This window comes from Guptibacillus algicola (genome assembly GCF_020171805.1).
Lineage (GTDB): Bacteria > Bacillota > Bacilli > Bacillales > Guptibacillaceae > Guptibacillus > Guptibacillus algicola.
The window spans coordinates 1089014-1113743 of record NZ_JAIVAF010000003.1; the positions used below are offsets into that span (position 1 = coordinate 1089014).

Sequence of the window (24730 nt, forward strand, 5' to 3'; positions counted from 1 at the left end):
AAAGACATGTTTCGCTTTGAGAGTTAATTTTATTTAGAAAAGAGGGATTCTTGATGAAGAAAACAGATATAACGAGCATTGTGATCGGAAAGTTAAACAAAGGCACGATCGATCTTTATAGAAACAAGGTGAAGATTGGAGAGTTGAATTTAAAGACATCCGTTTATCAGGTAGAATCATCTTATGTTGTAGAAAACCATCGAATATACGTTCTAGAAAATGAACCAGAGAATATCAAACAATTCGTGTTTGATTGTGATTTAGGTTGGTGTTAATGTAAGGTGACTGCTGGCTAATCAGCAGTTTTTTTATGTCCACAACCTATTCAGAGTGAGCTATACTGTACTAAAGAGAATGACAATCTCAACATGACATAGAAGGGATGTTTTGAGTGGAAGCAGTTTGCATTATAGCGGAAAAGCCTGACCAGGGCTCAAGGTTAGCCGCTCCTTATCCTTCAGAGAAAAAGCAGGGATACATATATATAAAACCCACAACAGATTTTCCAGGTGGCGCTTACGTAACGTGGGCTGTGGGGCACCTTTGTGAATTAGTTCCTCCAGAAACGTACAAGACAGAATGGAAGAAATGGACGTTACAAACGTTACCGATGATTCCAGAGCAATTTCAATACCAAGTTTCTAAAAGTAAATGGAAGCAATTTAAGATAATAAAAGAGATTCTTCAAAAGAAGGATGTTGCATCCATTATCCATGCCGGTGATGCTGGTCGTGAAGGGGAACTTATCGTTAGGACGATCATCAACCAAACTGGCTGTAAAAAACCTATGCAGCGCTTATGGATTTCCTCATTAACCGAAAAGGCTGTAAAAGAAGGATTCAAATCCCTTAAGAGTGAAAGGGACACGAGGGACTTATACTACGAAGCTTATGCTCGTTCTTGTGCCGATTGGGTGGTAGGAATCAATGCATCAAGAGCATATACGCTTTTATTTAAGCAAAAAGGAATCCAGGATGTTTTTTCTGCCGGAAGAGTACAAACGCCAACGCTTGCTCTCGTTGTAAAGCGAGAAAAGGAAATTTCTAATTTTAAATCTGAGCCGTTTTGGGAAGTGAAAGGAACATTTGATTATAATGGTCAGAAGGTAATCGGGAAATGGATCAAAGACGATCAAACAAGAATTGATAATCCTGAGATGGCTCATGCAATCGCTACATTTTGCAAAGATAAAACGTGTCAAGCAAGTGAAGTGAACAAAGAGCGAAAGCAGTATAAACCGCCATACCTTTACCAGCTTTCATCACTTCAATCTGCAGCGAACAAAAAATATAAGTACTCACCTAAAAAGACGTTAGATATTGCACAGAAGCTGTATACAAAAGGAATGATTTCGTATCCGCGAAGTGATTCCAGCTTTGTGACATCAGAAGAAGCAGCGGAGTTTCCATCAATACTCTCAAAACTTCAAAAGCAAGATGCGTATAAGGACTTTTTTCCTTTGAAAAAACAATCGATCATGAATGATAAACGCTACGTGAATGCATCAAAAGTAAGTGATCACTATGCCATCATTCCAACGGAACAGGTTCCTAAGATAGACAAACTATCAGGAGAAGAATCAAAAATCTATGACCTCATCGCCAGAAGCTTGCTCGCTGCTCACGAAGACGTTGCGATCGTAGACTATACAACTCTAATGACGCTTGTAGATAATCGAGCAGCGTTTATATCAAAAGGGCAAGTGAAAGTCCAAGAAGGTTGGCATAGAGTCATCTCATCATCACAAAAGGACGAAGAACTGCCTCCAATCGAAAAAGGACAAGCAGGAACCGTCTTGTCAGCAGGTGTTATCGAAGGGAAAACGCAGCCTCCGAAACGATTTACTGAAGGGCAGCTTATTACGATGATGAAAACAGCTGGAAAACACCTTGAGGATGAATCTCTAGAGAAAGTCTTAAAAGATACGGAAGGACTCGGAACTGAAGCAACGCGTGCAGGAATCATTACGATGCTTAAGGACCGAAAATATATCGAAGTTGTGAAGAATCAGGTATCAGCGACTGACAAAGGAATCTTACTTATCGACTCGATAGGTGAAGCCGTCCTTGCAAGCCCGGAAATGACTGCGAAATGGGAGCAGAGGTTAAAAGAGATTGGTAGTGGCAGCGCTTCTCCTCAAGTATTTATGGAATCGGTAAAGAAACTTGCAGCCAAGTTAACGGAAGATGCTATCCGCTCATCAGACTCATGGGATATAAAAGGAATAACGATCGAGCCCTCTACGACTTCAAAGAAAGCTCTCGGAAAAAAAGTTGGAACGTGCCCTTTGTGTGGCTCTGACGTGATTGATAAAGGTAAGTTGTATGGCTGCAGCGGATATGCAAAGAACAAATGCCCTTTCACCATTTCAAAACGAATCCTTGGAAAACCTGTTTCACAGACAAACGCGAAAAAGATTTTAAAAGATGGGAAATCAGCTACGATCAAAGGATTGAAAGGAAAGAAAGGTCCCTTTGATGCTGCTTTAGTATGGAACGCTTCTGAAAAGAAACTAACGTTTGAATTTGATAAAAAATAACCTCTCTACATGCATGCTCCGAGATCTGGAGCATGCTTTTTTTAATGCATTTCACAAACTTAAAAAAAATCACAAAAAAGTATTGTATATATATTCTATTCTATGTATAATCATTCAATAACAAAGGAAAGAGGGAGTGGAAGTAGTGAAAGCAGGAATTGTAGGAGCGAGCGGATATAGCGGGCTAGAACTGATTCGCATTTTGCTCAACCATCCAAACATAACGATCGATACGATCGTATCTCCATCGAATGCAGAAGTAAAAGTTGAAGAGATATTTCCACACCTTACAGATATCGTCACTATTCAATTCGATTCACTTGACTGTCAAATGCTTGCTAATAGAGTAGATGTTGTTTTTTTTGCTACTCCTGCTGGTGTTAGTTCAGAATCGATTCCCACTTTAATCGATCTAGGTGTATTATGCATCGATTTGTCCGGAGACTTCAGGCTAAAAGGAGAAGGTTTATACGAAGAATGGTATAAACATGCATCACCACCAATGAAAACATTAGAAAAAGCCGTTTACGGTTTACCAGAATTCTATCGTGAGGAAATTTCTACAGCAACGTTAATTGCGAACCCCGGTTGTTATCCAACCGCAACCTTACTTGGCATCTTACCAATTATCAAGCAGAAGTGGGCAGACCCAACAACATTAATAGTTGATGGTAAGTCCGGTTTGTCAGGTGCTGGACGTAAGATGAGTCAAGTAACTCACTATACAGAAGCAAACGAGAACATGTCAGCTTATAAGCTAGGAAAACACCAACACATACCTGAGATTGAAGAAGTGCTCAGAGATCAAATAGATAAGGACGTACAGGTATCTTTCTCAACCCACCTTATTCCTCTCACAAGAGGAATGATGTGCACTATGGTTATTGATTTGACAGAAGACAAAACAAGTTTTGAGATCATCGACTACTATCGTTCGTTTTACAAAGATCATCCGTTCATAAGAATTATGCCTGAAGGAAAGTGGCCAAATACAAAAGGAGTTTCAGGTTCCAATTATTGCGACATTGGAATTTCTGTTGATTCAAGAACGACTCGATTAACTGTCATCTCGGTAATCGATAACTTGATGAAAGGTGCGGCTGGGCAAGCGGTGCAAAATATGAATCTACGATTTGGTCTTCAAGAACGTACAGGGTTAGAATTGTCACCTATTTTTCCATAATTCAAAATTGAAAGGATTGAATCGATTGACCACAGCAGTGAAAGAGGAAGAACTGTTTACAATAGTAGATCATGGGACCGTTACCTCACCAGAAGGGTTTGAAGCAGGCGGGTTTCATGCTGGATTGAAGCGAAAACGAAAAGATTTAGGTTGGATTTTATCCGAAGTCCCAGCGGTTTCTGCAGGTGTATTTACTACGAATACATTTCAAGCTCCACCTTTAAAAGTGACACAAGACAGTTTAGTAGGAGGCACTTTACAAGGAGTCGTTGTAAATTCGGGAAACGCAAATGCCTTTACTGGCAAGAAAGGGCTCGAAGACGCATACGAAATGAGAAGACAGTTTGCGAAAGTAATGAATTTAAAACAATCTGAAACAGCAGTCACTTCAACGGGAGTTATAGGAGAATATCTTCCTATGGAAGCAATCACAAAAGGAATCGCTGAAATTCCTACCTACCAGGGGACAACGAGCGGCAAGGAATTTGCTGAAGCAATCGTAACGACGGATAAAGTTACAAAAGAGTTAGCTGTCACATGTAAAATCGATGGAAAGGAAGTAACGATCGGTGGCGCGGCAAAAGGTTCTGGAATGATTAAACCAAATATGGCAACGATGCTCTCATTTATTACAACTGATGCAGCAGTCGAAAAAACAGCTTTGCAGACTGCTCTCAATGATATTACAAATCGAACGTATAACATGATTACTGTAGATGGTGAAACAAGTACGAATGACATGGTTCTCTTGATGGCAAACGGGAAAGCTGAGAACTTGCCGTTATATGAAAAACATCCTGATTGGTCGACATTTATTGCTGCCCTCGACTATGTAAGCGAGGAACTAGCCAAAATGATTGCAAAAGATGGAGAGGGAGCTACCAAACTAGTTGAAGTTCATGTAGATGGGGCAGAGTCAAAAGAAGGGGCTAGTGCAATCGCAAAGTCTGTAGTAGGGTCTAACCTTGTTAAAACGGCGATACACGGTTCTGATGCAAACTGGGGCAGGATAGTGTGCGCAATCGGCTATAGCGGAGAAAAAGTCGATGAAGAATCGCTCTCCATTTCGATAGGACCTATCAAAGTTGTTGATAAAGGTGTGACAACAGCTTTCTCTGAAGAAGATGCACAGCAATATCTAAAGAGCGATACGATTCATATTTATGTAGATCTAAATAAAGGTAAAGAGAAAGCGGTAGCGTGGGGGTGTGATCTTTCTTATGACTACGTCAGGATCAATGCATCATACCGCACGTGAAGGTAATACAAGGTACTTTGTCATTAAATGCGGTGGAAGCGTCCTGAAACAACTTCCTGAAGAATTCTACCATGATATCGTCAACTTGAAGAAAAATCACAATATCCATCCAGTTATTGTTCATGGAGGGGGTCCTGAAATTTCAGAAATGCTCGAAATGGCTTCCATCGAAACGAAGTTTACGGATGGTTTGAGAGTAACTACTGATGAAATGGTCGACATTGTTGAGATGGTTCTTAGCGGTAAGATTAACAAGCTCCTTGTTAAGAAGATCTATCAAGCTGGTGGAAGGGCAGTTGGAGTAAGTGGTGTTGATGGTGCCATGTTCACGTGTGAGGTTCCTGACCGAGCACTCGGTCGGGTAGGGAACGTGACAAGTGTAGATAGGTCCTTAATCACAGAGCTTTCAGAAAGTGGTTATATTCCTATCGTGTCTCCGATCAGCATGGACAAATACGGAGAAACCCTCAACATCAATGGCGATGAAGCCGCTTCTGCTGTCGCAAAAGCATTAGAAGCAGAAATTTGTCTTGTAAGTGACATACCAGGGATTTATGAGTTAATTGATGGCAAGCAAATTGTCTATCCACTTCTCGACGAGGAAAAGATTACAAGATTAATAGATGAAGGCATTATATTCGGTGGAATGATTCCCAAAGTAAAAGGTGCATTAGCGGCACTTTCTGAACAGGTACGTTCAGTAATCATCGTTGATGGAAGAGAAAAACAAGCTCTCCGAAAAGCCGTAGAACATGGACCGATAGGCACACGAATCATTCGAAAGGAGCTCTTGGATGTCACAGCAAACTAAAGCGTCTGAAAGCCTAATGAAGACCTATAACAGACTCCCTCTTACAGTTGAAAAAGGAATGGGGAGTTATTTATTCGATACAGATGGAAAACCTTACCTTGATTTCACTTCAGGAATTGCAACTTGTAACCTTGGGCACCAGCCACAAGCGGTTAAACAAGCAGTAACAGAGCAGCTAGACTCTTTGTGGCACTGTTCCAACTTGTTCAACATTCCTAAGCAAGAGGAGCTAGCTAATCTTCTTACTAAAAATAGCTGCTTTGACGAGGCATTTTTCTGTAACAGTGGGACAGAGGCTAATGAAGCAGCTATCAAGCTTGTTAGGAAATGGAGCGGAAAAGAGTCGATCGTAACCTTCACAAATTCGTTTCATGGTCGGACTCTAGGATCACTATCAGCTACCGCTCAAACCAAACTTCATGAAGGATTTGGATCAATGATTTCAGGGTTTCACTTTCTAGCTTTTAATGACTTCGAGAGCATCGCAAAGATCGAAGAGTTAATGCCAGCTGCCGTGATGTTTGAGCTCGTCCAAGGTGAAGGAGGCGTCAGGCCTGCAGATAAGGAATGGATCAATGAGCTTATCAAAGTATGTAAAAGAAACGGCATATTAGTGATCGTAGATGAAGTGCAAACTGGTATCGGTAGGAGCGGGACACTGTTTGCTTATGAACAATATGGATTTGAACCAGATGTGATGACACTTGCAAAAGGACTTGGTTCTGGCTTCCCAATAGGCGCAATGCTTGCCAAATCAACGGTCGCTTCGACATTCGGTCCTGGCACACATGGCAGTACATTTGGTGGAAACCCGCTAGCAAGCGCTGCTGGTGTGGAAACAATTCAACAAGTTATTGATTTACTGCCGAAAGTTCAGGAAATTGCAGCCTATCTTGACCGAGAACTACGAGGAATAGCGATATCGAAACCTTCTATCGTTGAAGTCAGAGGACTAGGTTTATTGATTGGGTTAGAAGTCGAAGATGCAGGCCCATTTCTTGCAAAGTTCAGAGAGAAAGATGTCCTCATCTTAACAGCTGGGCCAAATGTGCTCAGAATATTGCCGCCGTTAATTGTAAGTCGTGAGGAAGTCAATCAATTTACCACTGTATTAAAAGAATTATTGCAATAGTAAGGGGGAGGATCATCTATGAAGAAAGGGTATCTCATCTTAGAAAACGGAGCGGTTTTTGAAGGGGAACTAATGAATGATGAATGTGAAGCTTTTGGTGAAGTTGTCTTCAATACGAGTATGACGGGTTACCAAGAAATCGTTTCGGACCCTTCCTATGCAGGCCAAATCATCGTTTTTTGCTATCCTCAGATTGGAAATTATGGGATGAATGATCTCGATAATGAATGTGATCAACTTTTCTTGCATGGTGTCGTAACAGGAGAGCAGTGTGAAAGTCCGAATCACTACTTATCAAAAAACTCATTTTCAGAAGGATTACAAGAGAAAAAGATTCCATCGTTGTCAGGTGTCGATACCAGAGCCTTAGTTAAACTTTTAAGAGGCCATGGAACTATGAAAGGTAGAGTAACAGCACACTCACCGTACGAAGTTGTTAGCGACTTTGCATGTGAGAAAGAGTATGTCCCGGTAGTTTCAACAAAAGAAATAACTACCTATCGAGCAAACGGTCCGCGCATCATTTTGATCGACTATGGTTACAAGAAATCTATATTAACTTCCTTACAGAAGCTAGGATGTGAAGTGACGGTGGTTCCATTCGACACAAGTTTTGAAAGTATAGCTGAGCTTAATCCAGCAGGTGTCGTGTTGAGTAATGGACCAGGAGACCCACAACATCTATCCTCTCACTTCCAGACGATTCGAAGAATAAGTGAAACGTATCCTGTATTTGGAATTTGCCTTGGTCATCAGCTTTTAGCCCTTGCTCATGGAGCTACAACACGTAAGCTGCTATTCGGGCATAGAGGATCTAATCATCCTGTGAAACATACCGAGACTGGGAAGGTATATATTACATCGCAGAACCATGGCTATGAAGTCGTTAAGGAGAGTCTTGAACAAACGAATTTCAGTGTCACTTTTACTAATATAAACGACAATACAGTCGAAGGGTTAAAACATAACGAGTACATCATTGAATCCGTTCAATTCCACCCAGAAGCTCACGCAGGTCCTTCAGATACTGGATTTTTGTTTGAGTCTTTTATACAGCAAATCTTACAAACAGGAGAACAGCATTATGCCTTTACGTAAAGAATTGAAAAAAGTCGTTATTCTTGGCTCAGGACCGATCGTGATCGGGCAAGCAGCAGAATTTGATTATGCAGGGACCCAGGCGTGTCTTGCTCTAAAAGAAGAAGGAATCGAAGTAGTTTTGATCAACAGTAACCCAGCTACCATTATGACAGATCGTTCAATTGCTGATCGGGTCTACATGGAGCCGATGACGCTTGAGTACGTGGAAGAAATACTAAGAAAAGAGCAACCAGATGGATTAATAGGAACACTAGGCGGCCAAACTGGCTTGAACCTTACTGTGAACCTTTATGAGAAAGGAATTCTAGAAAAACATAACGTCGAACTACTTGGTACTTCTGTAGAGTCAATACAAAACGGGGAAGACCGAGAGAAATTCAGACAGAAGATGATTGATATCGGTGAGTCAGTTCCAGAATCAAAGATTGCACTTACAATCCAAGAAGCCTTGATGTTTGCAACGGAAATCGGATATCCGATAATGGTTCGACCAGCCTATACTCTCGGAGGAGAAGGCGGCGGATTTGCTGCGAATCATAAGGAACTGATTGATATTGTAGAAAGAGGGTTATCATTAAGTCCGATCAATCAGGTGTTGATTGAAAAAAGTATGCTCGGATGGAAAGAAATCGAATATGAGGTCATGCGTGATAAGAACGATACTTGTATGATCGTGTGTAATATGGAAAACATGGATCCGGTTGGCATTCATACTGGGGATTCGATTGTAGTTGCCCCCTCACAAACCTTAAATGATTACCAATACCAAATGCTTCGAGACGTTTCATTGAAAGTGATAAGAGCACTCGATGTCATCGGTGGGTGTAATATTCAAATCGGACTGAATCCAGAATCAAATGATTATTATATTATCGAGGTGAATCCAAGAGTGAGTCGTTCGTCTGCACTCGCTTCCAAAGCAACCGGTTATCCAATCGCACGCATGGCAGCGAAATGTGCGATCGGCTACACGCTTGATGAATTGCCAAATCCTATTACAGGCACTACCTATGCTGCTTTTGAACCTGCACTCGATTACCTCGTAGTTAAACTACCTAGATTTCCTTTTGATAAGTTTCCAGAAGGAGATCGAGTTTTAGGTACACAAATGAAAGCGACAGGAGAAGTAATGGCGATCGATCGCAGTTTTGAAGGTGCACTGAATAAAGCAGTACGATCACTCGAAATCGGTCGATACGCACTAACTGGTGATTCATACACTGATCTAAACGATAAAGTACTCCTGCAAAAGCTGACGATTCCAACCGATGAACGATTGTTTTTCATTGGTGAAGCGTTTAAACGAGGATATACGATTGAAACTGTCCAAAAGCATACGTCGATTGACACTTGGTTTCTCGTGAAGATAAAAAAAATCATTGATTGTGAACTTGAATTGAAGAATAGAAGTGACCTTTCTTCTGAAATACTCATCAACTCAAAAAAACTAAATATTAGTGACTCATTTATTGCAAATGTAACTGGAATAAGTATCGACGACATTCAAAGACAATGTAAAAAGGTAGGAATAGAGCGAGGAATGAAGCAGGTCGATACGTGTGCTGGAGAGTTTGAAGCGATAACACCATATTTCTACTCAACTTTCCTTGGAAAAGATGAAGCCGAAGATCAGCGAGAACCATCCATTCTCATTCTTGGATCAGGTCCGATAAGAATCGGTCAAGGCGTCGAGTTTGATTATTGTTCCGTACATGCAACACTCGCTGTTAAGAAATTCGGATTCCGTTCCGTTGTAATGAACAATAATCCAGAAACCGTTAGTACTGATTACTCGATCGCTGACCGCTTATACTTCGAACCTCTTGCGATTGAGGATGTTCTAGCGGTTATTGAGAAGGAAAACATTTCAGGTGTTGTTGTTCAATTCGGCGGTCAAACAGCTATTAATCTTGCAGAAGAATTGCATGAAAGAGGCATTCCAGTACTTGGTACGCCTGTTGAAAACATAAATAAAGTAGAAGATCGAGACCAGTTTTATCAACTATTAGATTCTTTGCGAATTCCTTACATCGAAGGCAGAATTGCTTTTAAACCTGAAGAAATGGAGAGGTTAGCAGAGGAATTAACGTTCCCAATCATCGTTAGACCTTCATACGTTATCGGTGGGCAGAATATGTTTATTTTTAGAAACATGGATGAACTGAAACGATATGCAAAAAAGCTAGGTTCAAGTTCAAAGAAGATGTGGCCTTTTCTTTTAGATCGATTTGTTGAAGGAACAGAATGTGAAGTAGATGTGATTTGTAATGGGAACGAAATAGCAATCCCTGGTATTATGGAGCATCTCGAAAGAGCGGGAGTCCATTCTGGAGATAGTACGGCTATCTACCCACCAGTATCACTAACTGATGAACAGAAAAGAACGATTACATCATACTGTGAAAAACTATCCATCGCACTCGATTGTAGAGGGCTGATGAATATTCAATTCGTAATTAGTGAAGGCATTATTTATGTTTTAGAAATTAATCCACGAGCATCGAGAACAGTTCCTTTGATGAGTAAAGTAACGAATGTTCCAATCGTTGAATGGGCGATCGAGGCACAGCTAAATAAACGTAGTTCACTACCACAGAAAGGTCTTTTGAAAGAACAGCCATATTTCACTGTTAAATTTCCAATCTTTTCAAATGGTAAGTTGAAGAACGTAGACCATGTATTAGGTCCTGAAATGAAATCGACAGGTGAAGTACTCGCTATTGCGAATACGATTGATGAAGCATTGAGTAAAGCCATTCTTCCTACAGTAGAATCAAGCCTTCCAAAAGCAATATTATGCTCAGTTAGTAACGAAGCGAAAAAAGCATCTCTTCCATTACTTGATGAGTTAACTAAAAAAGGCATCAAAGTGTTTGCAACACCTGGAACTTATCACTTTTTGGACGATAATAGTATTCCTTCAAACAAGGTTGGAAAGAACACTTCTGAAATAGAAGAGCTATTAAATGGAGAAATCGAAGCGATTATTTCCATACCAACAATTGGACGTGAGAAAGATCGATTCGGCTTCAAGATCAGAGCGCTCGGCACTCGATACAAAATTCCGTGTTTTACACACCTAGACACGTTACAACTAATTAATATGAGTGTTCCAAAGACTACATCTGTAACATCAATACAAGAATGGCATGCGTTTTCACAGGTACACGCACATTAGAAGGGATGATAAGATGATGCAATCATTGCAATTCAAAGAGAAAAACATAAAAGCTAATTTAAAAGGGAAGGATTTTTTAACGATAAATGACTTATCTTCAGATGAGATTATGTATCTATTAACAGTTGCTGAGGAATTAAAACAGTTACAAAAGCAGGGGATACCTCATGAAGAACTAAAGGGGAAAGTCCTAGGTATGATATTTGAAAAATCTTCTACAAGAACTCGTGTCTCTTTTGAAGTGGCGATGTTACAGCTTGGGGGGCATGCACTTTTTCTAAGTTCTAAAGACATTCAGTTAGGGCGTGGAGAGACAGTGGAAGATACTGCAAACGTTCTTTCAGGGTATCTCGATGGTGTTATGATCCGTACATTCGGCCATGACACTATTGAACGTTTCGCAAACGCATCTTCAATACCAGTCATCAACGGACTAACCGACCTTCATCATCCAGCACAAATCCTAGCTGATCTTCTAACGATCTTAGAACATAAAGGCTACTTAAAGGGTCTAAAAGCAGCTTACTTTGGGGATGGGAACAATGTTGCACACTCTTTAATCGAAGGAGCCGCAAAAGTCGGGATGCATTTTTCGATTGCTTGTCCTGAAGGGTATGAACCAGATGAATCAATCTTAACGAAAGCGAAAGAAATCGCTAAAGAAACGGGCTCTATCATCGAAGTGACTACTAATCCAGTGATTGCTGTAAACGAAGCAGATGTCATTATTACAGATGTATGGGCAAGTATGGGGCAAGAAGAAGAACAAGAAGAACGTAAAGGCGTATTTGAACCATACCAAGTCAATGAAGAGCTATGCATAAAAGCGAATGAAAAATACATCTTTATGCATTGCTTGCCAGCTCACCGTGGCGAAGAGGTTACAACAGGCATTATAGACGGTCCACATTCAGTTGTTTACCAGGAAGCAGAAAATCGCCTACACGCACAAAAAGCACTTTTAAAAATTTTGTTAAAAAGTTGATTTTTTTTGATGCAATTTGAATAAATATACGTTAGTATATATATTAATACAAAGATAGGGAGTGGATCACATGAGTAAAGAGAAACTGATTCTTGCTTATTCTGGAGGACTAGATACGTCAATCTCTATAAAATGGCTTCAAGAAAAATATAATTATGAAGTCATCGCACTTGGACTTGATGTTGGAGAAGGGAAAGATCTAGAAACCATTAAAGATAAAGCGCTGAAAGTTGGCGCTTCGAAAGCATATATGATCGAAGGTAAAGAATTACTTGCTGAAGAGTACCTCTTACCCGCATTAAAAGCCAATGCACTTTATGAAGGAAAGTATCCACTTTCATCAGCACTATCACGTCCATTGATTTCTAAGCTTCTTGTAGAAGCAGCAGAAAAAGAAGGCGCAACAGCAGTTGCTCATGGGTGTACAGGAAAAGGAAATGATCAAGTACGATTTGAAGTTTCCATTCAAGCATTAAATCCTGATTTGAAAGTCATTGCTCCCGTCCGTGAATGGGGAATGACTCGTGACGAACAGATTGCGTATGCAGAAGAAAAAGGGATACCGATTCCAGTAAAATTAGATAATCCATTTTCAATCGATGCGAATATATGGGGGCGTGCTTGTGAAGCTGGTGTGCTTGAAGACCCATGGGCGGAAGCACCTGAAGCTGCATTTGATTGGACGGCACCGATTGAAATGACTCCAGACATCCCGGAATATATTGAAGTGGACTTTGAAGAAGGACGTCCAGTAGCTTTAAATGGAGAAGCGTTAGGCCTCGTTGATTTGATTGAGAAGCTTAACGATATCGGAGGAAAACATGGGATTGGTCGTATCGATCACATTGAAAATCGTCTTGTTGGCATTAAATCAAGAGAAGTTTATGAAAACCCAGGAGCTCTAATCTTAATCAACGCTCATAAAGAACTTGAGTTTCTAACTCATACACGTGAAGTATCACAGTTTAAAACTACCATTGACCAACAAATGTCTAAACTCATTTATGATGGTTTATGGTATTCACCACTTCGTCAAGCTCTTGAAGGATTTATTAATGAAACGCAGAAAGTGGTTAACGGGAAGATCCGTATTAAACTTCATAAAGGCACAAGCACAGTAGTTGGACGTCAATCAGAGAATTCCCTCTACAATGAACAACTAGCGACATACCTAAAAGGAGATCTATTCGATCATGAGGCTGCTGTTGGATTCATCAAACTTTGGGGCTTGCCAACAAAAGTAAATGCGGAGGTTCATAAAAAGACAAGTGCGGATAGCATTATAAAGCATAAAGTTCATCAATAAGGAGAGGTTAGTGTGTCTAAGTTATGGGGAGGACGCTTTACAAAACAAACCAATAAGCTCGTTGAAGAATATACAGCATCCATTCAATTTGATAAAGAATTAGCAGAAGAAGATATTGAGGGTAGTCTCGCCCATGTTCAAATGTTGTCTGAGTGTGGTGTGATCACAAAAAATGACAAGGAGGAGATCAAACGAGGTCTGAATGTCGTTTTAGAAAAAATCCAATCTGGTGAGTTTGAATACGATGTATCTCATGAAGATATTCACATGAACATCGAAAAGGCACTTATTGAAGAAATTGGACCTGTAGGTGGTAAGCTTCACACAGGTAGAAGCAGAAATGACCAAGTTGCTACAGACATGCATATGTATCTTGTGAAAAAAGTGAAGCAATTCATCGCTCATATAGAATTAGTCCAAGAGGCAATTCTTACACAAGCTGAAGAACACTTAGAAACTGTTTTACCGGGATACACACACTTACAGAGAGCCCAGCCAGTTTCATTCGCTCATCATATCCTTGCATATTTCTGGATGTTCGAACGTGACAAAGAAAGATTTCAAGATAGTTTAAAACGTTCGAACATGATGCCGCTTGGAGCAGGTGCTCTTGCTGGAACAACATTTCCTATCGACAGACATCGTTCTGCTGAGCTACTAGGGTTTGACAGTGTGTATCCTAACAGTATGGACGCTGTTAGCGATCGTGATTTTATTCTTGAATTCTTATCAAATGCCTCTATGCTGATGATGCACATGTCTCGATTATCTGAAGAGTTAGTGATCTGGAGCAGCCAGGAGTTTCAGTTCATCGAACTAGATGATTCCTTCTGTACAGGATCTAGCATAATGCCACAGAAGAAAAATCCTGATGTACCTGAGTTATTAAGAGCGAAAACGGGGCGAGTGTATGGAAATCTCTTTAGTTTACTTACTGTCTTAAAAGGATTGCCGCTTGCTTATAACAAAGATATGCAAGAAGACAAAGAAGGGATGTTCGACACGGCTAAAACGCTCGATGGAGCGTTGCAGCTTCTTGCTCCGATGATTGCAACGATGACCGTTAAGAAAGAAAACATGAAGCAAGCTGTAAATGAAGACTATTCGAATGCTACAGATATAGCAGACTATCTTGTGAACAAAGGGATGACGTTTAGAGAATCACATGAAATGATAGGGAAAATCGTTCTCCATTGTATCCAACAAAATAAGTATTTACTGGACCTTAGTCTAGATGAATACAAACAATTTAGTACATTATTTGAGGAAGACGTTTTTGAGATTCTAAAACCATATAATGTGATGAATGCAAGAAAAAGTTATGGTGGAACATCACCGGAACAAATTCAAAACCAGCTCGACTTAGCTAAAAAGCATCTTAAGCTTGTGGAAAAGATTACATGAAGAAAGGGCCCTACCCTTATGGATAAGACCCTCTTGAAGAAGGAAGGCTAGCTTTTGCTAATAAAGCGATGGGGTAAAACGGTAATTGTCTTTTGGAGACACCTCTTTCTAATGAAAGTTGTTAGAGCCTTGTTTTCCCAACAGAGTTGTTCAACGCGACCATCTCCCTAGATAACTTATCCGTAATTCCTTTTGCACTTTTAACTTCCCTCTTCAAAATATATGATGCTCACATTTCACAAAGATTATTCAGTTCTTTTCAACTTTTTCAAGGAATTCTTTCAGAATAGCGTTAGTCACCTGAGAGATACTATTCTTGAGAATAGGAAAGGAGGAGATGTCTTTTGGGAAGAGGGAAAGCATTCGACCATAAGAAGAAGGGGATGGAACGAAAACGTCCTCAGCACGCAGATCAAACAGCATTTCCAAACGAGGCCTCAACTGGTCATAAAACAGTTAAAAACGAAGAACGTGAAGAATAAATCCTGCCCTGCGGCAGGATTTTCAGTTTGTAGAGAAACTTGATTAATGTGTTCCCTATGCCGTAGGAGTTTGAATACCACAAGATTCCTGTGGACGAACGCCTGAGCCTTCTCGCGGACAAAATGCCGTCCACTCCGAGTCTAAAACGCCCGTTTTCCAAGGGAGTCGAGTGGTATTCACTCCTACTAGGTTGCAATCAATCAAAGGAAACTTTCCGACTGATTATTATGAAGTAGTCCTCTGCTTTATATCCTTAAAAGTAATTAAATTTGCTTTTCTTGTTTTCAAAACCACATATCCATGTTGATTGGAGCGGAAGGATGCTTAACTCCTGCGGGACGTGCGGGACAGGTGAGACCCCACAGGAGCGTTTTGTAAAGCGACGAGGAGACTCACCGCCCGCGCCGCGGAAAGCGAGCATCCTGGAGCGAAAATCACCTCACTATCCGTGTAGATGGTCTTTAAGACTTTCTCAACAATCTGAAAATCCTGCCGTTATCTTTACGCACCTTGAGGTACAAAGTCTAATCCCTTACACTAAAAGTAAGAAAAAAATGTAAAAAAGGGGGATCATTTGTGCATTCGATCGGACTAGTTTTAGAAGGTGGCGGTATGAGGGGAGTATATACTGCCGGAGTACTTGAATATTTTATGGAACATGACCTTTATTTTCCCTATGTGATTGGAGTTTCTGCAGGAGCATGTAACGCAGCATCTTATCTGTCTAGACAGAAAGGTAGAAATAGAAAAGTAACGATCGATTATGTAAATCATCCTGAATATTTGTCCTACAAAAATCTAATTAGAAAGAAACAGCTTTTTGGCATGGATTTAATCTTTAGTGACATACCGACGAAACATGTGCCCTTTGACTTTGAATCTTTTGCATCCACTACAGAACAGTTTATTGTAGGCACGACAGACACAATTACAGGTGAACCTGTTTATTTTCAAAACGAGAAAACCCCTGAGCAGCTTCTATCGATTCTGAGAGCATCTAGCTCATTACCTTTTATGGCTCCACCAGTGAAAGTGCAGGATAAACTCCTTTTAGATGGAGGAATTGCAGACCCAATTCCAGTTTTTAAATCAGAGCAGGATGGTAATTCTCTAAATGTTGTTGTATTAACGAGAAATGCCGGGTATCGAAAGAAAAGGTCGAAGTTTTCCTGGTTTATCAAACGTTTATATAAGAAGAACCCACCCCTTGCATCAGCAATCAACTCTAGATATGAACGATACAATAGGACACTCGAGCATATTGAATCTAATCCTAAGCAATATTATGTGATTCAACCATCAAAACCTTTAGAAGTCGATCGAATTGAACGGTCGAAAGAAAGGTTATCAGCCCTTTATGATCAAGGGTACGAAGATACGAAGCGCCATCATGAACATCTACAGAAGTGGATTGAGACTAGCCAACTACGGTCAGATGAGATGGTGAAATAAACTTCTCCTAAACAGTTAATATGTTTTGAATTGTTTTTTCCTGGGAATACATCCTTCATCAACACGTAGGAGGTATTCAATTGAAACGTTATCAACTATATATAAACGGTGAATTTACAAATAGTAACAGTGAAGAAACGCTCGATGTGATCAATCCAGCTACTGAACAACCAATTTCACAAATACAATTAGGTGATGAAAAGGATATTGAGCGAGCGATTTCTGCTGCAAAAGCTTCACAATCTGATTGGGAAGCCAAAACATCAATAGAACGTGCAGATTACTTATACAAGATTGCAGATAACATAGAAGAGAAAAAGCAGTCTTTTATTTCTATGCTTACTGAGGAAAATGGGAAAACGGTTGATGCTTCAAAAGCTGAAGTAGAGCTAACAATCGATTATTTTAGATACATGGCAGGATGGGCAAGACGTTATGAGGGCGAAGTTCTTCCTAGCGATCGTCCTAACGAAAACATCATGGTATTCAAAAAACCGATCGGTGTTGTTGGTGGAATTGTACCTTGGAATTTCCCAATGTTTATATTCGCAAGAAAAGTAGCTCCTGCGTTTGTAACAGGATGTCCAATCATTATTAAACCAAGTCAGTATACGCCGAACACGGCATGTGAACTTGCTTCGATCATTCACCAAGCCCGCGTACCTAAAGGTGTATTCAACCTTGTAACTGGTAAAGGTTCTGATATTGGTAATCCATTAGCATCATCCCCTGATGTAGCGATGATTAGCTTGACAGGAAGTCATCCAGCAGGCTCTAAGGTAATGGAAGCTGCAGCCAAAAACATTACTAAAGTTAACCTTGAGCTTGGAGGTAAGGCTCCAGCAATCGTTACGAAACATGCGAATGTAGACCTTGCAGTAGAGAAGATTACAACATCGAGAATAACGAATAACGGGCAAGCTTGTACAAATGCAGAAAGAGTGTATGTCCATGAAGACATCGCAGAGGAATTCATTCAGAAAATCACTCAATCCTTCCAAGATACGAAAGTTGGAGATTCGTTGAATGAAGAAGGATGCGATATTGGACCACTTGTAAATAAAGAACAGCTTGAATCAGTTGAAGAGATGGTAAACAACGCCATTGAAGCTGGCGCTGTAGTTAAAACAGGTGGCAAACGAATCGAACGTGACAAAGGATTTTATTTTGAACCAACTGTCTTAACTGATGTATCTCAAGATATGGAGATTATACAAGAAGAAATCTTTGGTCCAGTTCTTCCAATCGTTACTTACAGTGACTTCGATAAAGTATTGGAAGCAGCGAACGACACTCGTTATGGTCTTTCATCTTCGATCTTCAGTGATAACATTCATGAAGTAATGAGAGCATCAAATGAACTTAAGTACGGTGAAACATATGTGAACCGAGAGAATTTTGAAGCTGTTCAAGGCTTCCATGCAGGCATGGGTCAATCAGGTATTGGTGGCGCTGATGGTAAGCACGGCTTGAACGAATACCTGAAAACACATGTTATTTACATGGAATACGACCAGAATATTAAGTAACTACAAACCGGAGGTCAACTCCGGTTTTCTTCTGTTTTCTTAAATCATTTGAAGGATGGACGAGCCAGAGCTTATAATGAAGAAGTAAAGTCAATTATGAAAAGAGGTAGAATATGATAGATTCTCGAATTAAGAAGTTAGCAGAAAATCTTGTTCACTATTCAACAAGAATTGAAAAAGGTGAACATGTACTGATCGAAGCATTTAATGTTGACAACTCACTCGTTAGAAGTCTGATAAAAGAGGTACATAAAGTAGGGGGTTTCCCACATGTGAACCTTCGTGATAATCAAGTTATCCGAGACTTATTGCTTGAAGCAACTGAAGAGCAAATCGAAGCTTGGACTGAAAATGACCTTCGCCAGATGGAACGTATGGATGCATATATAGGCATACGTGGTGCAGAAAACATCAATGAATTTGCTGATGTACCAGAAGCGAAATTGGCGTTGTTCAATCAGATCTATAAAACGAAAGTCCACAGTAACCAGCGTGTGAAGCATACGAAATGGGTCGTGATGAGGTATCCTAATCCTGCTATGGCACAACTTTCAAGTATGAGTACCGAAGCTTTTGAAGATTATTATTTCGACGTATGCACGATGGATTACGCGAAAATGAATGAAGCGATGGATGCACTTGTAGATAGAATGAACCGTGCAGATGCTGTTAGAATCGTTTCTCCCGACACAAACTTGAGCTTTTCGATCAAGGATATCCCTGCAGTTAAATGTGCAGGTGAATTAAATATTCCTGATGGAGAAGTCTTTACAGCTCCTGTTGTTGATAGCGTGGATGGTGTGATTACTTACAATACACCTTCACCTTATAATGGCTTTGTCTTTGAGAATGTTCAGCTTACATTCGAAAATGGAAAAATCATCGATGCCACTGCGAATGATACAGAGCGCTTGAATAGTGTACTTGATACGGACGAAGGGGCAAGATTTATTGGAGAATTTGCAATTGGCGTTAACCCATATATAAGGGAACCAATGAAAGATATCTTGTTCGATGAAAAAATCGATGGATCGTTCCATTTCACTCCAGGTCAATCTTACGACGAAGCACCTAATGGTAATAATTCAGCTGTTCACTGGGACATGGTATTGATCCAAAGACCAGAGTACGGCGGAGGAGAAATTTGGTTCGATGACGAGTTGATTCGAAAAGATGGAAGGTTTGTACCGGAGTATCTTGAAGGTTTAAATCCTGAGAATTTAAAATAATTAAAAGGGGCGCATCTACGGATGCGCTTTTTTACGTACAAATGACCAATCACATTCCTCGAGGTTTGAATATAAATAAAGAAAACTACTTAAGAGGAAGTGCCTTTCATGGAAATACATTGTGATGGATGTACAAAGGAGATGAGGGACTGGGAAACCATTCATATGGTGAAATTCGACAAGTGGTATGTTGGTCATTTTAATTGCTTGTTGAATTTGAAGAAGAAACTTAATTTAAACAGACCTATTAAATGGGATAAATTAGAAGGTACCAAAGATAATCAAAAAGGAACGGATGGCAAAACGCAATCGTAATCATTGCGTTGATCCTAGAATAAACAAAAATCTAACCAATTTTGTATAAACAATTACGGCATGCGAACAAATTTATTATGAAACCTAATACGTTATGAAGCTGTCGGTGAATTTCGACAGCTTCATTTTGTAGCGGGTACATTAATCACTTTTTTTAGCTAAAAATTCATTTGCTTTCTCTGCATGTATAGCGAATATTAGCGGATTTTTCTTTATGTAACCAGCTTTCTTCAATTCTCCTATCGTAGCACTAACCGTCTCTCTTGTAGAACCGATCATTGTTGCAATGTCATAATGCGTCACCTTTATTTCGATCGTTTGCCATTCGTTCTTTCGTTTCCCAAATTTCTCACTCAGTTTTAATAGTAACGAGAGCACACGATACTTTACACTTCTAAGCGCAATATGTTCACTCATCTCATATACTTCCCTTAAGCGAGCAGATAGAATTTCAATAAACTTAATGGCAAGCTTAGGATTCTCTGACAGTAGTGTTTCAAATTGTTCTTTTCCGATAATACATAAATAAACATCAGACATTGCCTCAACATAAACCGAATCATCACTCAGCGAGAAGCTTGTGGTTTCTCCAAAGATGTTTCCGTCACCAAGAATATCAACAGTTAACTGTTTCCCACTATCATTTGAGCGATATAAGCGCACATTTCCTTGTTTTAAAAGAAATAAAGCTTTCATTGGTTTAGTTGGACCAACTATGATCGTCCCTTTTTTTACGGGCTTCATATCGCTTACTCGATCAATTTGCATTAAATCATTCATTTCCAGCTCATCAAATAAATTTATTTGGGAGAGCATCGTCATTTTGTCCATTCAATCACCTTCTATTCTTTGGAAATCACGTATATCTCCTCCTGTAAGATAGCTTACATTATACTCATAATCAAATCCGTTATACTAAAGATGTTAGGAGGTAACTAGTCTAACATGGAACATATTCGATTATACACGATTACCAGTTGTATGGAATGTGAAAAAGCCAAGCGATTGTTACAGCAGGAAGGTATTGATTTCTACGAAATAAATGTGTTTGTACATCCAGAAAGACAAGAAGATCTCTTTAAATATGCTGGTGAATTTCTCGTCCCACTCCTCGTTTATAACGATAAAGTTTGTCCAAAAGAGAGCATCTTAAATGCCAATTAATTCGGCTATGAACTTTTCTTTCATGCGATGAATATAGTAAATCATCCTTTGGATTGAGGTGATGATTTGTCGCATACTATGCATACTTATTCAGCTATCGGAGATTCTCTTACGTTAGGCACAGGGACGATTCTTTTTTCACCTACATTTCCAGATTATTATCGTACGGGTATTGAGCAAACAGTGGGGAAGAGAGTTAACTTACAGAAATATGCAAGAAACGGTGCCACTACAGGTGACGTTAGAAGTTGGCTAGAACAGTCACTCCCCATAGCATTAGGTGATATTATTACGATTACAGCAGGTGGAAATGATTTAATAGACGCAGCGGAAGAGTTCGCATTAACCAATAATGAAGCTGCCCTACAAGAGGCATTAATGTCATCCTGTAGTAATATGAAGTGGATTGTAGAATATTTAGTAAAAATAGCGAACGAAAAACCTCAGATGATTCGTTTCGTAAACTTGTATAATCCTTATCCGGACCTTCATTTTGCAGAAGAATGGATAAAAAAATTCAACAAAAATCTCATATCTTGTACGAAAAATGAGGACGTTGAAGTAGCGGATGTTTTTAATTTATTTAAGGGGAGAGAAGGGTGTCTATTATCGTTCGATGGGATCCACCCTAACGAATGCGGTCAGTTCTTGATTGCGGAAGCTTTGATTAAAACTGGGGTTTGTTTATAAACAAAATCATAAATCAAGCAATCTCAAATACAGACAATGCTTTTAAAGTAAGATATACTAACTCCATAGTAATAAGTAAAGGGGAAGATTTTTGTGAAACAGATAGAATCAAAACAAACGTACGATTCATTAATTAATGACTCTCAAGTAACAATATTAAAATATGAAGCCAATTGGTGCCCTGATTGTAAACGTCTTGATTTATTCATTGAAGATATTATGAATGAACATAGCGATAAAAATTGGGCGCAAATCGATATCGAACAATTTCCTGAAATTACAGAGGAAAACGAAGTAATGGGAATCCCTAGTTTGCTCGTCTACAAAAACGGCGAAAAAGTGGGTCACCTTCACAGTGCCAACACAAAGAATCCAGATCAAGTGAAAGAATATCTTTCTGACTTTTAAAAGCTTTTAATCGTAACTAGTCTGCCAGGATGAATGATGGCAGACTAGTTTTAGTTTTTCGTTAATATATACTCTATCGTCCCATCAGTTAGTGAATGAACATGGGAAATCTTATAGCCGATACTTAAGTATGTCGATAACGTCTCACTACATAATTGATTTACAGGCTCAGTTGGTGCGTTAAGACTTGAATAAAAACCTACGACTTGGTTAGTGGGGTTACACCTTAACAATATGACATGAGTACCTTGCCAGGCAGAACCGATTTGATTTCTTTCCACGGCTTTTCCTCCTTGATCACACGAGTTCGGGCAAAATTCTACATGATTAGTTTATGATATGAGGAATAAAACGTTAGAGATTCTATAAAATATTTTGAATTTTTACTAAAATATAGTATAATTGGTTAAACTATTAAAATTTCTCATCATTTAGTCCCGGTTACTTATGTTTAGCAGTGTGGTTTTGTATCATTTTGGTATGTGTCTGTTCATACTCTCCAGAAAAAGGCAAACCATTCTAAAGGATGGGACGCAAAGACACAGGTCTAATGTTGACAATGTTCAACGATGACGGCTGGTTCTCCTGGAAATATCCAAAGGAGGAGAGGGTGGCCATGATAAAAACAAGGCCAGAACAAACACTTGATCAAGAGTGGGTAATACTGATCAATATTGCAAGAGAGATGGGGCTGAATAAAGAAGAAATTCGGGCATTTCTCGAACTTAAAAAAACCATTACACCTATGAGTAAACTTAAACGAGGAGCTATCGACTGATAGCTCTTTTATTCTTATTTATTGTTAAATAGTAACCTTTTGAGTAAACGATCAAAAAAAAGGTTATGATAGGAAAGGATGATACTAGAGTTTGTGCTTGACTTTCAGTAAAACTTTTTTGTATCATATGTGATATCAATTACATATATAAGCTAACAACTGTGAAGGACAGATAGTAGCTAGAGTACCCTTTATATAGAGATTCGGGGATGGTGGAAGCCCGAAAAAGGTCTAGTGAAACGGCGGTCTGGAGTTGATACCGTAAAGTGGATGTGCTTTTCTGCATCAACTGGGGTGGAACCGCGGGTGCATACGCTCTCGTCCCCGGACAATTCGTTGTCCGAGGGCGGGGGCTTTTTATGTTGTTAGAGAATTTTAAAAGGAGAGATACAAATGAGTATTTCAATGGATCAAATTGTTGCAATTTCAAAGCACAGAGGTTTTATTTTCGCTGGTTCTGATATTTACGGTGGCCTTGCGAACACGTGGGATTACGGTCCTCTTGGTGTAGAACTGAAGAATAATATCAAAGCAGCATGGTGGAAGAAATTTGTTCAGGAGTCTCCTCATAATAGCGGTCTTGATGCTGCAATTTTGATGAATCCAAAGACATGGGTAGCTTCTGGTCACCTTGGTAACTTCAATGATCCTTTAATCGATTGTAAAAGCTGTAAGACACGTCATCGTGCTGATAAGCTAATTGAAGATGCACTTTCAGAAGAAGGCAACGAAATGATTGCTGATGGTCTCTCATTCGAAGAAATGGAGCGTTTAATCGAAAATCACAATATTAAATGTCCAGAGTGTGATAGTCAGGACTTTACGGAGATCCGTCAATTTGATCTTATGTTTAAAACGCAACAAGGTGTAACAACATCAAGTACAAGTGATATTTACCTTCGTCCTGAAACAGCACAAGGTATTTTCGTTAACTTTAAAAATGTTCAGCGTTCTATGCGTAAAAAAGTACCTTTTGGTATCGCTCAAGTCGGAAAAAGTTTCCGAAATGAAATTACACCAGGTAACTTTACGTTCCGTACACGTGAATTTGAACAGATGGAATTGGAATTCTTCTGTAAACCAGGTGACGAGCTTGAATGGCATCAGTATTGGAAAGACTTCTGTAAGAACTGGCTATTGAACCTCGGGGTTGATCAAGACAGTATCCGTCTTCGTGAGCATGCTGAAGATGAGCTATCTCATTATAGTAATGCTACGACAGATATCGAATACAAATTCCCGTTTGGTTGGGGTGAGCTATGGGGAGTTGCATCTAGAACAGATTATGACCTTAAGAAGCATATGGAACATTCGAATGAAGACTTTACGTACCATGATCAACAAACTGGAGAACGCTACGTGCCTTATTGCATTGAACCTTCTCTTGGAGCGGATCGTGTGACGCTAGCATTCTTAATCGAAGCTTATGAAGAGCAAGAGCTAGAAGACGGTTCATCAAGAAGCGTGATGCACTTCCATCCAGCTCTAGCACCATTTAAAGCAGCAGTACTTCCTCTTTCAAAGAAATTATCTGATGAAGCTAGAGAAGTGCACGCTGAACTTTCGAAATACTTCATGGTTGATTATGATGAAGCAGGTTCAATCGGAAAACGTTACCGCAGAAATGACGAAATCGGAACACCTTTCGCGATTACATTCGATTTTGATTCTCTAGAAGATAAGCAGGTAACTGTTCGAGATCGTGATACGATGGAACAACAAAGAATGCCAATTTCAGAACTTAAGAATTTCTTGGAAGAAAAAACACAGTTTTAAAGAGATAGC

General features: G+C 39.6%; 23 protein-coding genes and 1 riboswitch. Of the genes, 21 read left to right on the forward strand and 2 right to left on the reverse strand.

Annotated features, from left to right (window positions below):
* Positions 1–53: 53 nt before the first annotated feature.
* The 16 genes from LCM09_RS13250 (at position 54) to LCM09_RS13325 (ending at position 19905) form a co-directional block, all read left to right on the forward strand.
* The gene (locus LCM09_RS13250; RefSeq protein WP_224882520.1) at positions 54–275 is read left to right on the forward strand and encodes a DUF2553 family protein; all 222 of its coding nucleotides are present in this window, start codon (positions 54–56) and stop codon (positions 273–275) included.
* A gap of 116 nt (positions 276–391) precedes the next feature.
* Complete coding sequence (locus LCM09_RS13255; RefSeq protein ID WP_224882522.1) at positions 392–2539, forward strand: DNA topoisomerase III; 2148 nt, start codon at positions 392–394, stop codon at positions 2537–2539.
* 145 nt (positions 2540–2684) lie between these two features.
* Positions 2685–3722, forward strand: coding sequence for an N-acetyl-gamma-glutamyl-phosphate reductase (gene argC / locus LCM09_RS13260; RefSeq protein ID WP_224882524.1), 1038 nt, complete (start codon positions 2685–2687; stop codon positions 3720–3722).
* A gap of 7 nt (positions 3723–3729) precedes the next feature.
* Positions 3730–4980 carry a bifunctional glutamate N-acetyltransferase/amino-acid acetyltransferase ArgJ gene (gene argJ / locus LCM09_RS13265; protein WP_404800824.1) on the forward strand — a complete coding sequence of 417 codons (1251 nt, stop codon included), beginning with the start codon at positions 3730–3732 and terminating at the stop codon, positions 4978–4980.
* The gene (gene argB / locus LCM09_RS13270) at positions 4943–5791 is read left to right on the forward strand and encodes an acetylglutamate kinase (protein WP_224882526.1); all 849 of its coding nucleotides are present in this window, start codon (positions 4943–4945) and stop codon (positions 5789–5791) included. The genes argJ and argB overlap by 38 nt, the downstream gene beginning before the upstream one ends.
* The gene (argD, locus tag LCM09_RS13275) at positions 5775–6923 is read left to right on the forward strand and encodes an acetylornithine transaminase (protein ID WP_224882534.1); all 1149 of its coding nucleotides are present in this window, start codon (positions 5775–5777) and stop codon (positions 6921–6923) included. The genes argB and argD overlap by 17 nt, the downstream gene beginning before the upstream one ends.
* Positions 6924–6941: 18 nt before the next feature.
* A complete protein-coding gene (locus tag LCM09_RS13280; protein WP_224882536.1) occupies positions 6942–8021 on the forward strand; it encodes a carbamoyl phosphate synthase small subunit in 1080 nt (359 codons plus the stop codon).
* A complete protein-coding gene (gene carB, locus LCM09_RS13285; RefSeq protein ID WP_224882538.1) occupies positions 8008–11202 on the forward strand; it encodes a carbamoyl-phosphate synthase (glutamine-hydrolyzing) large subunit in 3195 nt (1064 codons plus the stop codon). The genes LCM09_RS13280 and carB overlap by 14 nt, the downstream gene beginning before the upstream one ends.
* A gap of 13 nt (positions 11203–11215) precedes the next feature.
* Positions 11216–12187, forward strand: a complete 972-nt coding sequence (gene argF, locus LCM09_RS13290) for an ornithine carbamoyltransferase (RefSeq protein WP_224882547.1) — start codon at positions 11216–11218, stop codon at positions 12185–12187.
* 70 nt (positions 12188–12257) lie between these two features.
* Positions 12258–13493, forward strand: a complete 1236-nt coding sequence (locus LCM09_RS13295) for an argininosuccinate synthase (protein WP_224882549.1) — start codon at positions 12258–12260, stop codon at positions 13491–13493.
* A 12-nt stretch (positions 13494–13505) separates the two neighbouring features.
* Positions 13506–14897: an argininosuccinate lyase gene (argH, locus tag LCM09_RS13300; protein ID WP_224882551.1), complete on the forward strand. Its 1392-nt coding sequence runs from the start codon at positions 13506–13508 to the stop codon at positions 14895–14897.
* 344 nt (positions 14898–15241) lie between these two features.
* Positions 15242–15379, forward strand: a complete 138-nt coding sequence (locus LCM09_RS13305) for a hypothetical protein (RefSeq protein ID WP_224882553.1) — start codon at positions 15242–15244, stop codon at positions 15377–15379.
* A 577-nt stretch (positions 15380–15956) separates the two neighbouring features.
* Positions 15957–16832 carry a patatin-like phospholipase family protein gene (locus LCM09_RS13310; protein WP_224882554.1) on the forward strand — a complete coding sequence of 292 codons (876 nt, stop codon included), beginning with the start codon at positions 15957–15959 and terminating at the stop codon, positions 16830–16832.
* Positions 16833–16912: 80 nt separating this feature from the next.
* Positions 16913–18361, forward strand: a complete 1449-nt coding sequence (aldA, locus tag LCM09_RS13315) for an aldehyde dehydrogenase (RefSeq protein ID WP_224882556.1) — start codon at positions 16913–16915, stop codon at positions 18359–18361.
* A 113-nt stretch (positions 18362–18474) separates the two neighbouring features.
* Positions 18475–19590, forward strand: a complete 1116-nt coding sequence (locus LCM09_RS13320) for an aminopeptidase (protein WP_224882557.1) — start codon at positions 18475–18477, stop codon at positions 19588–19590.
* A 108-nt stretch (positions 19591–19698) separates the two neighbouring features.
* Positions 19699–19905, forward strand: a complete 207-nt coding sequence (locus LCM09_RS13325; RefSeq protein WP_224882559.1) for a hypothetical protein — start codon at positions 19699–19701, stop codon at positions 19903–19905.
* 141 nt (positions 19906–20046) lie between these two features.
* Here the strand turns inward: LCM09_RS13325 and LCM09_RS13330 are convergent, their stop codons facing one another.
* Positions 20047–20736 carry a Crp/Fnr family transcriptional regulator gene (locus tag LCM09_RS13330; protein WP_224882561.1) on the reverse strand — a complete coding sequence of 230 codons (690 nt, stop codon included), beginning with the start codon at positions 20734–20736 and terminating at the stop codon, positions 20047–20049.
* A gap of 114 nt (positions 20737–20850) precedes the next feature.
* Between LCM09_RS13330 and LCM09_RS13335 the strand changes: the two genes are divergently transcribed.
* The 3 genes from LCM09_RS13335 (at position 20851) to LCM09_RS13345 (ending at position 22167) form a co-directional block, all read left to right on the forward strand.
* Entirely contained in the window at positions 20851–21069 is a 219-nt protein-coding gene (locus LCM09_RS13335; protein WP_224882563.1) for a glutaredoxin family protein, read from the forward strand.
* A 78-nt stretch (positions 21070–21147) separates the two neighbouring features.
* A complete protein-coding gene (locus LCM09_RS13340) occupies positions 21148–21759 on the forward strand; it encodes a GDSL-type esterase/lipase family protein (RefSeq protein WP_224882574.1) in 612 nt (203 codons plus the stop codon).
* Positions 21760–21852: 93 nt separating this feature from the next.
* Positions 21853–22167 (forward strand): thioredoxin family protein, encoded by a 315-nt coding sequence (locus LCM09_RS13345; protein ID WP_224882576.1) that lies wholly within the window; start codon positions 21853–21855, stop codon positions 22165–22167.
* A 50-nt stretch (positions 22168–22217) separates the two neighbouring features.
* Here LCM09_RS13345 and LCM09_RS13350 read toward each other — a convergent pair whose 3' ends face one another.
* Entirely contained in the window at positions 22218–22448 is a 231-nt protein-coding gene (locus LCM09_RS13350) for a hypothetical protein (RefSeq protein ID WP_224882578.1), read from the reverse strand.
* A gap of 217 nt (positions 22449–22665) precedes the next feature.
* A riboswitch (cyclic di-GMP riboswitch) is annotated at positions 22666–22756 on the forward strand.
* Between the two features lie 27 nt (positions 22757–22783).
* On the opposite strand from LCM09_RS13350, the gene LCM09_RS13355 reads away from it, so the two are divergent.
* Positions 22784–22945, forward strand: coding sequence for an anti-repressor SinI family protein (locus tag LCM09_RS13355; RefSeq protein WP_224882580.1), 162 nt, complete (start codon positions 22784–22786; stop codon positions 22943–22945).
* A 393-nt stretch (positions 22946–23338) separates the two neighbouring features.
* Positions 23339–24721, forward strand: coding sequence for a glycine--tRNA ligase (locus tag LCM09_RS13360; RefSeq protein WP_224882582.1), 1383 nt, complete (start codon positions 23339–23341; stop codon positions 24719–24721).
* Positions 24722–24730 lie beyond the last annotated feature (9 nt).

Coding starts and splice junctions, on each gene's coding strand:
- argD (WP_224882534.1), top strand. CDS start 5,775: ATGTCACAGCAAACTAAAGCGTCTGAAAGCCTAATGAAGACCTATAAC.
- carB (WP_224882538.1), top strand. CDS start 8,008: ATGCCTTTACGTAAAGAATTGAAAAAAGTCGTTATTCTTGGCTCAGGA.
- LCM09_RS13340 (WP_224882574.1), top strand. CDS start 21,148: ATGCATACTTATTCAGCTATCGGAGATTCTCTTACGTTAGGCACAGGG.
- LCM09_RS13335 (WP_224882563.1), top strand. CDS start 20,851: ATGGAACATATTCGATTATACACGATTACCAGTTGTATGGAATGTGAA.
- LCM09_RS13360 (WP_224882582.1), top strand. CDS start 23,339: ATGAGTATTTCAATGGATCAAATTGTTGCAATTTCAAAGCACAGAGGT.
- LCM09_RS13330 (WP_224882561.1), bottom strand. CDS start 20,736: ATGGACAAAATGACGATGCTCTCCCAAATAAATTTATTTGATGAGCTG.
- LCM09_RS13295 (WP_224882549.1), top strand. CDS start 12,258: ATGAGTAAAGAGAAACTGATTCTTGCTTATTCTGGAGGACTAGATACG.
- LCM09_RS13320 (WP_224882557.1), top strand. CDS start 18,475: ATGATAGATTCTCGAATTAAGAAGTTAGCAGAAAATCTTGTTCACTAT.
- LCM09_RS13325 (WP_224882559.1), top strand. CDS start 19,699: ATGGAAATACATTGTGATGGATGTACAAAGGAGATGAGGGACTGGGAA.
- argB (WP_224882526.1), top strand. CDS start 4,943: ATGACTACGTCAGGATCAATGCATCATACCGCACGTGAAGGTAATACA.
- LCM09_RS13355 (WP_224882580.1), top strand. CDS start 22,784: ATGATAAAAACAAGGCCAGAACAAACACTTGATCAAGAGTGGGTAATA.
- LCM09_RS13280 (WP_224882536.1), top strand. CDS start 6,942: ATGAAGAAAGGGTATCTCATCTTAGAAAACGGAGCGGTTTTTGAAGGG.
- argF (WP_224882547.1), top strand. CDS start 11,216: ATGATGCAATCATTGCAATTCAAAGAGAAAAACATAAAAGCTAATTTA.
- LCM09_RS13250 (WP_224882520.1), top strand. CDS start 54: ATGAAGAAAACAGATATAACGAGCATTGTGATCGGAAAGTTAAACAAA.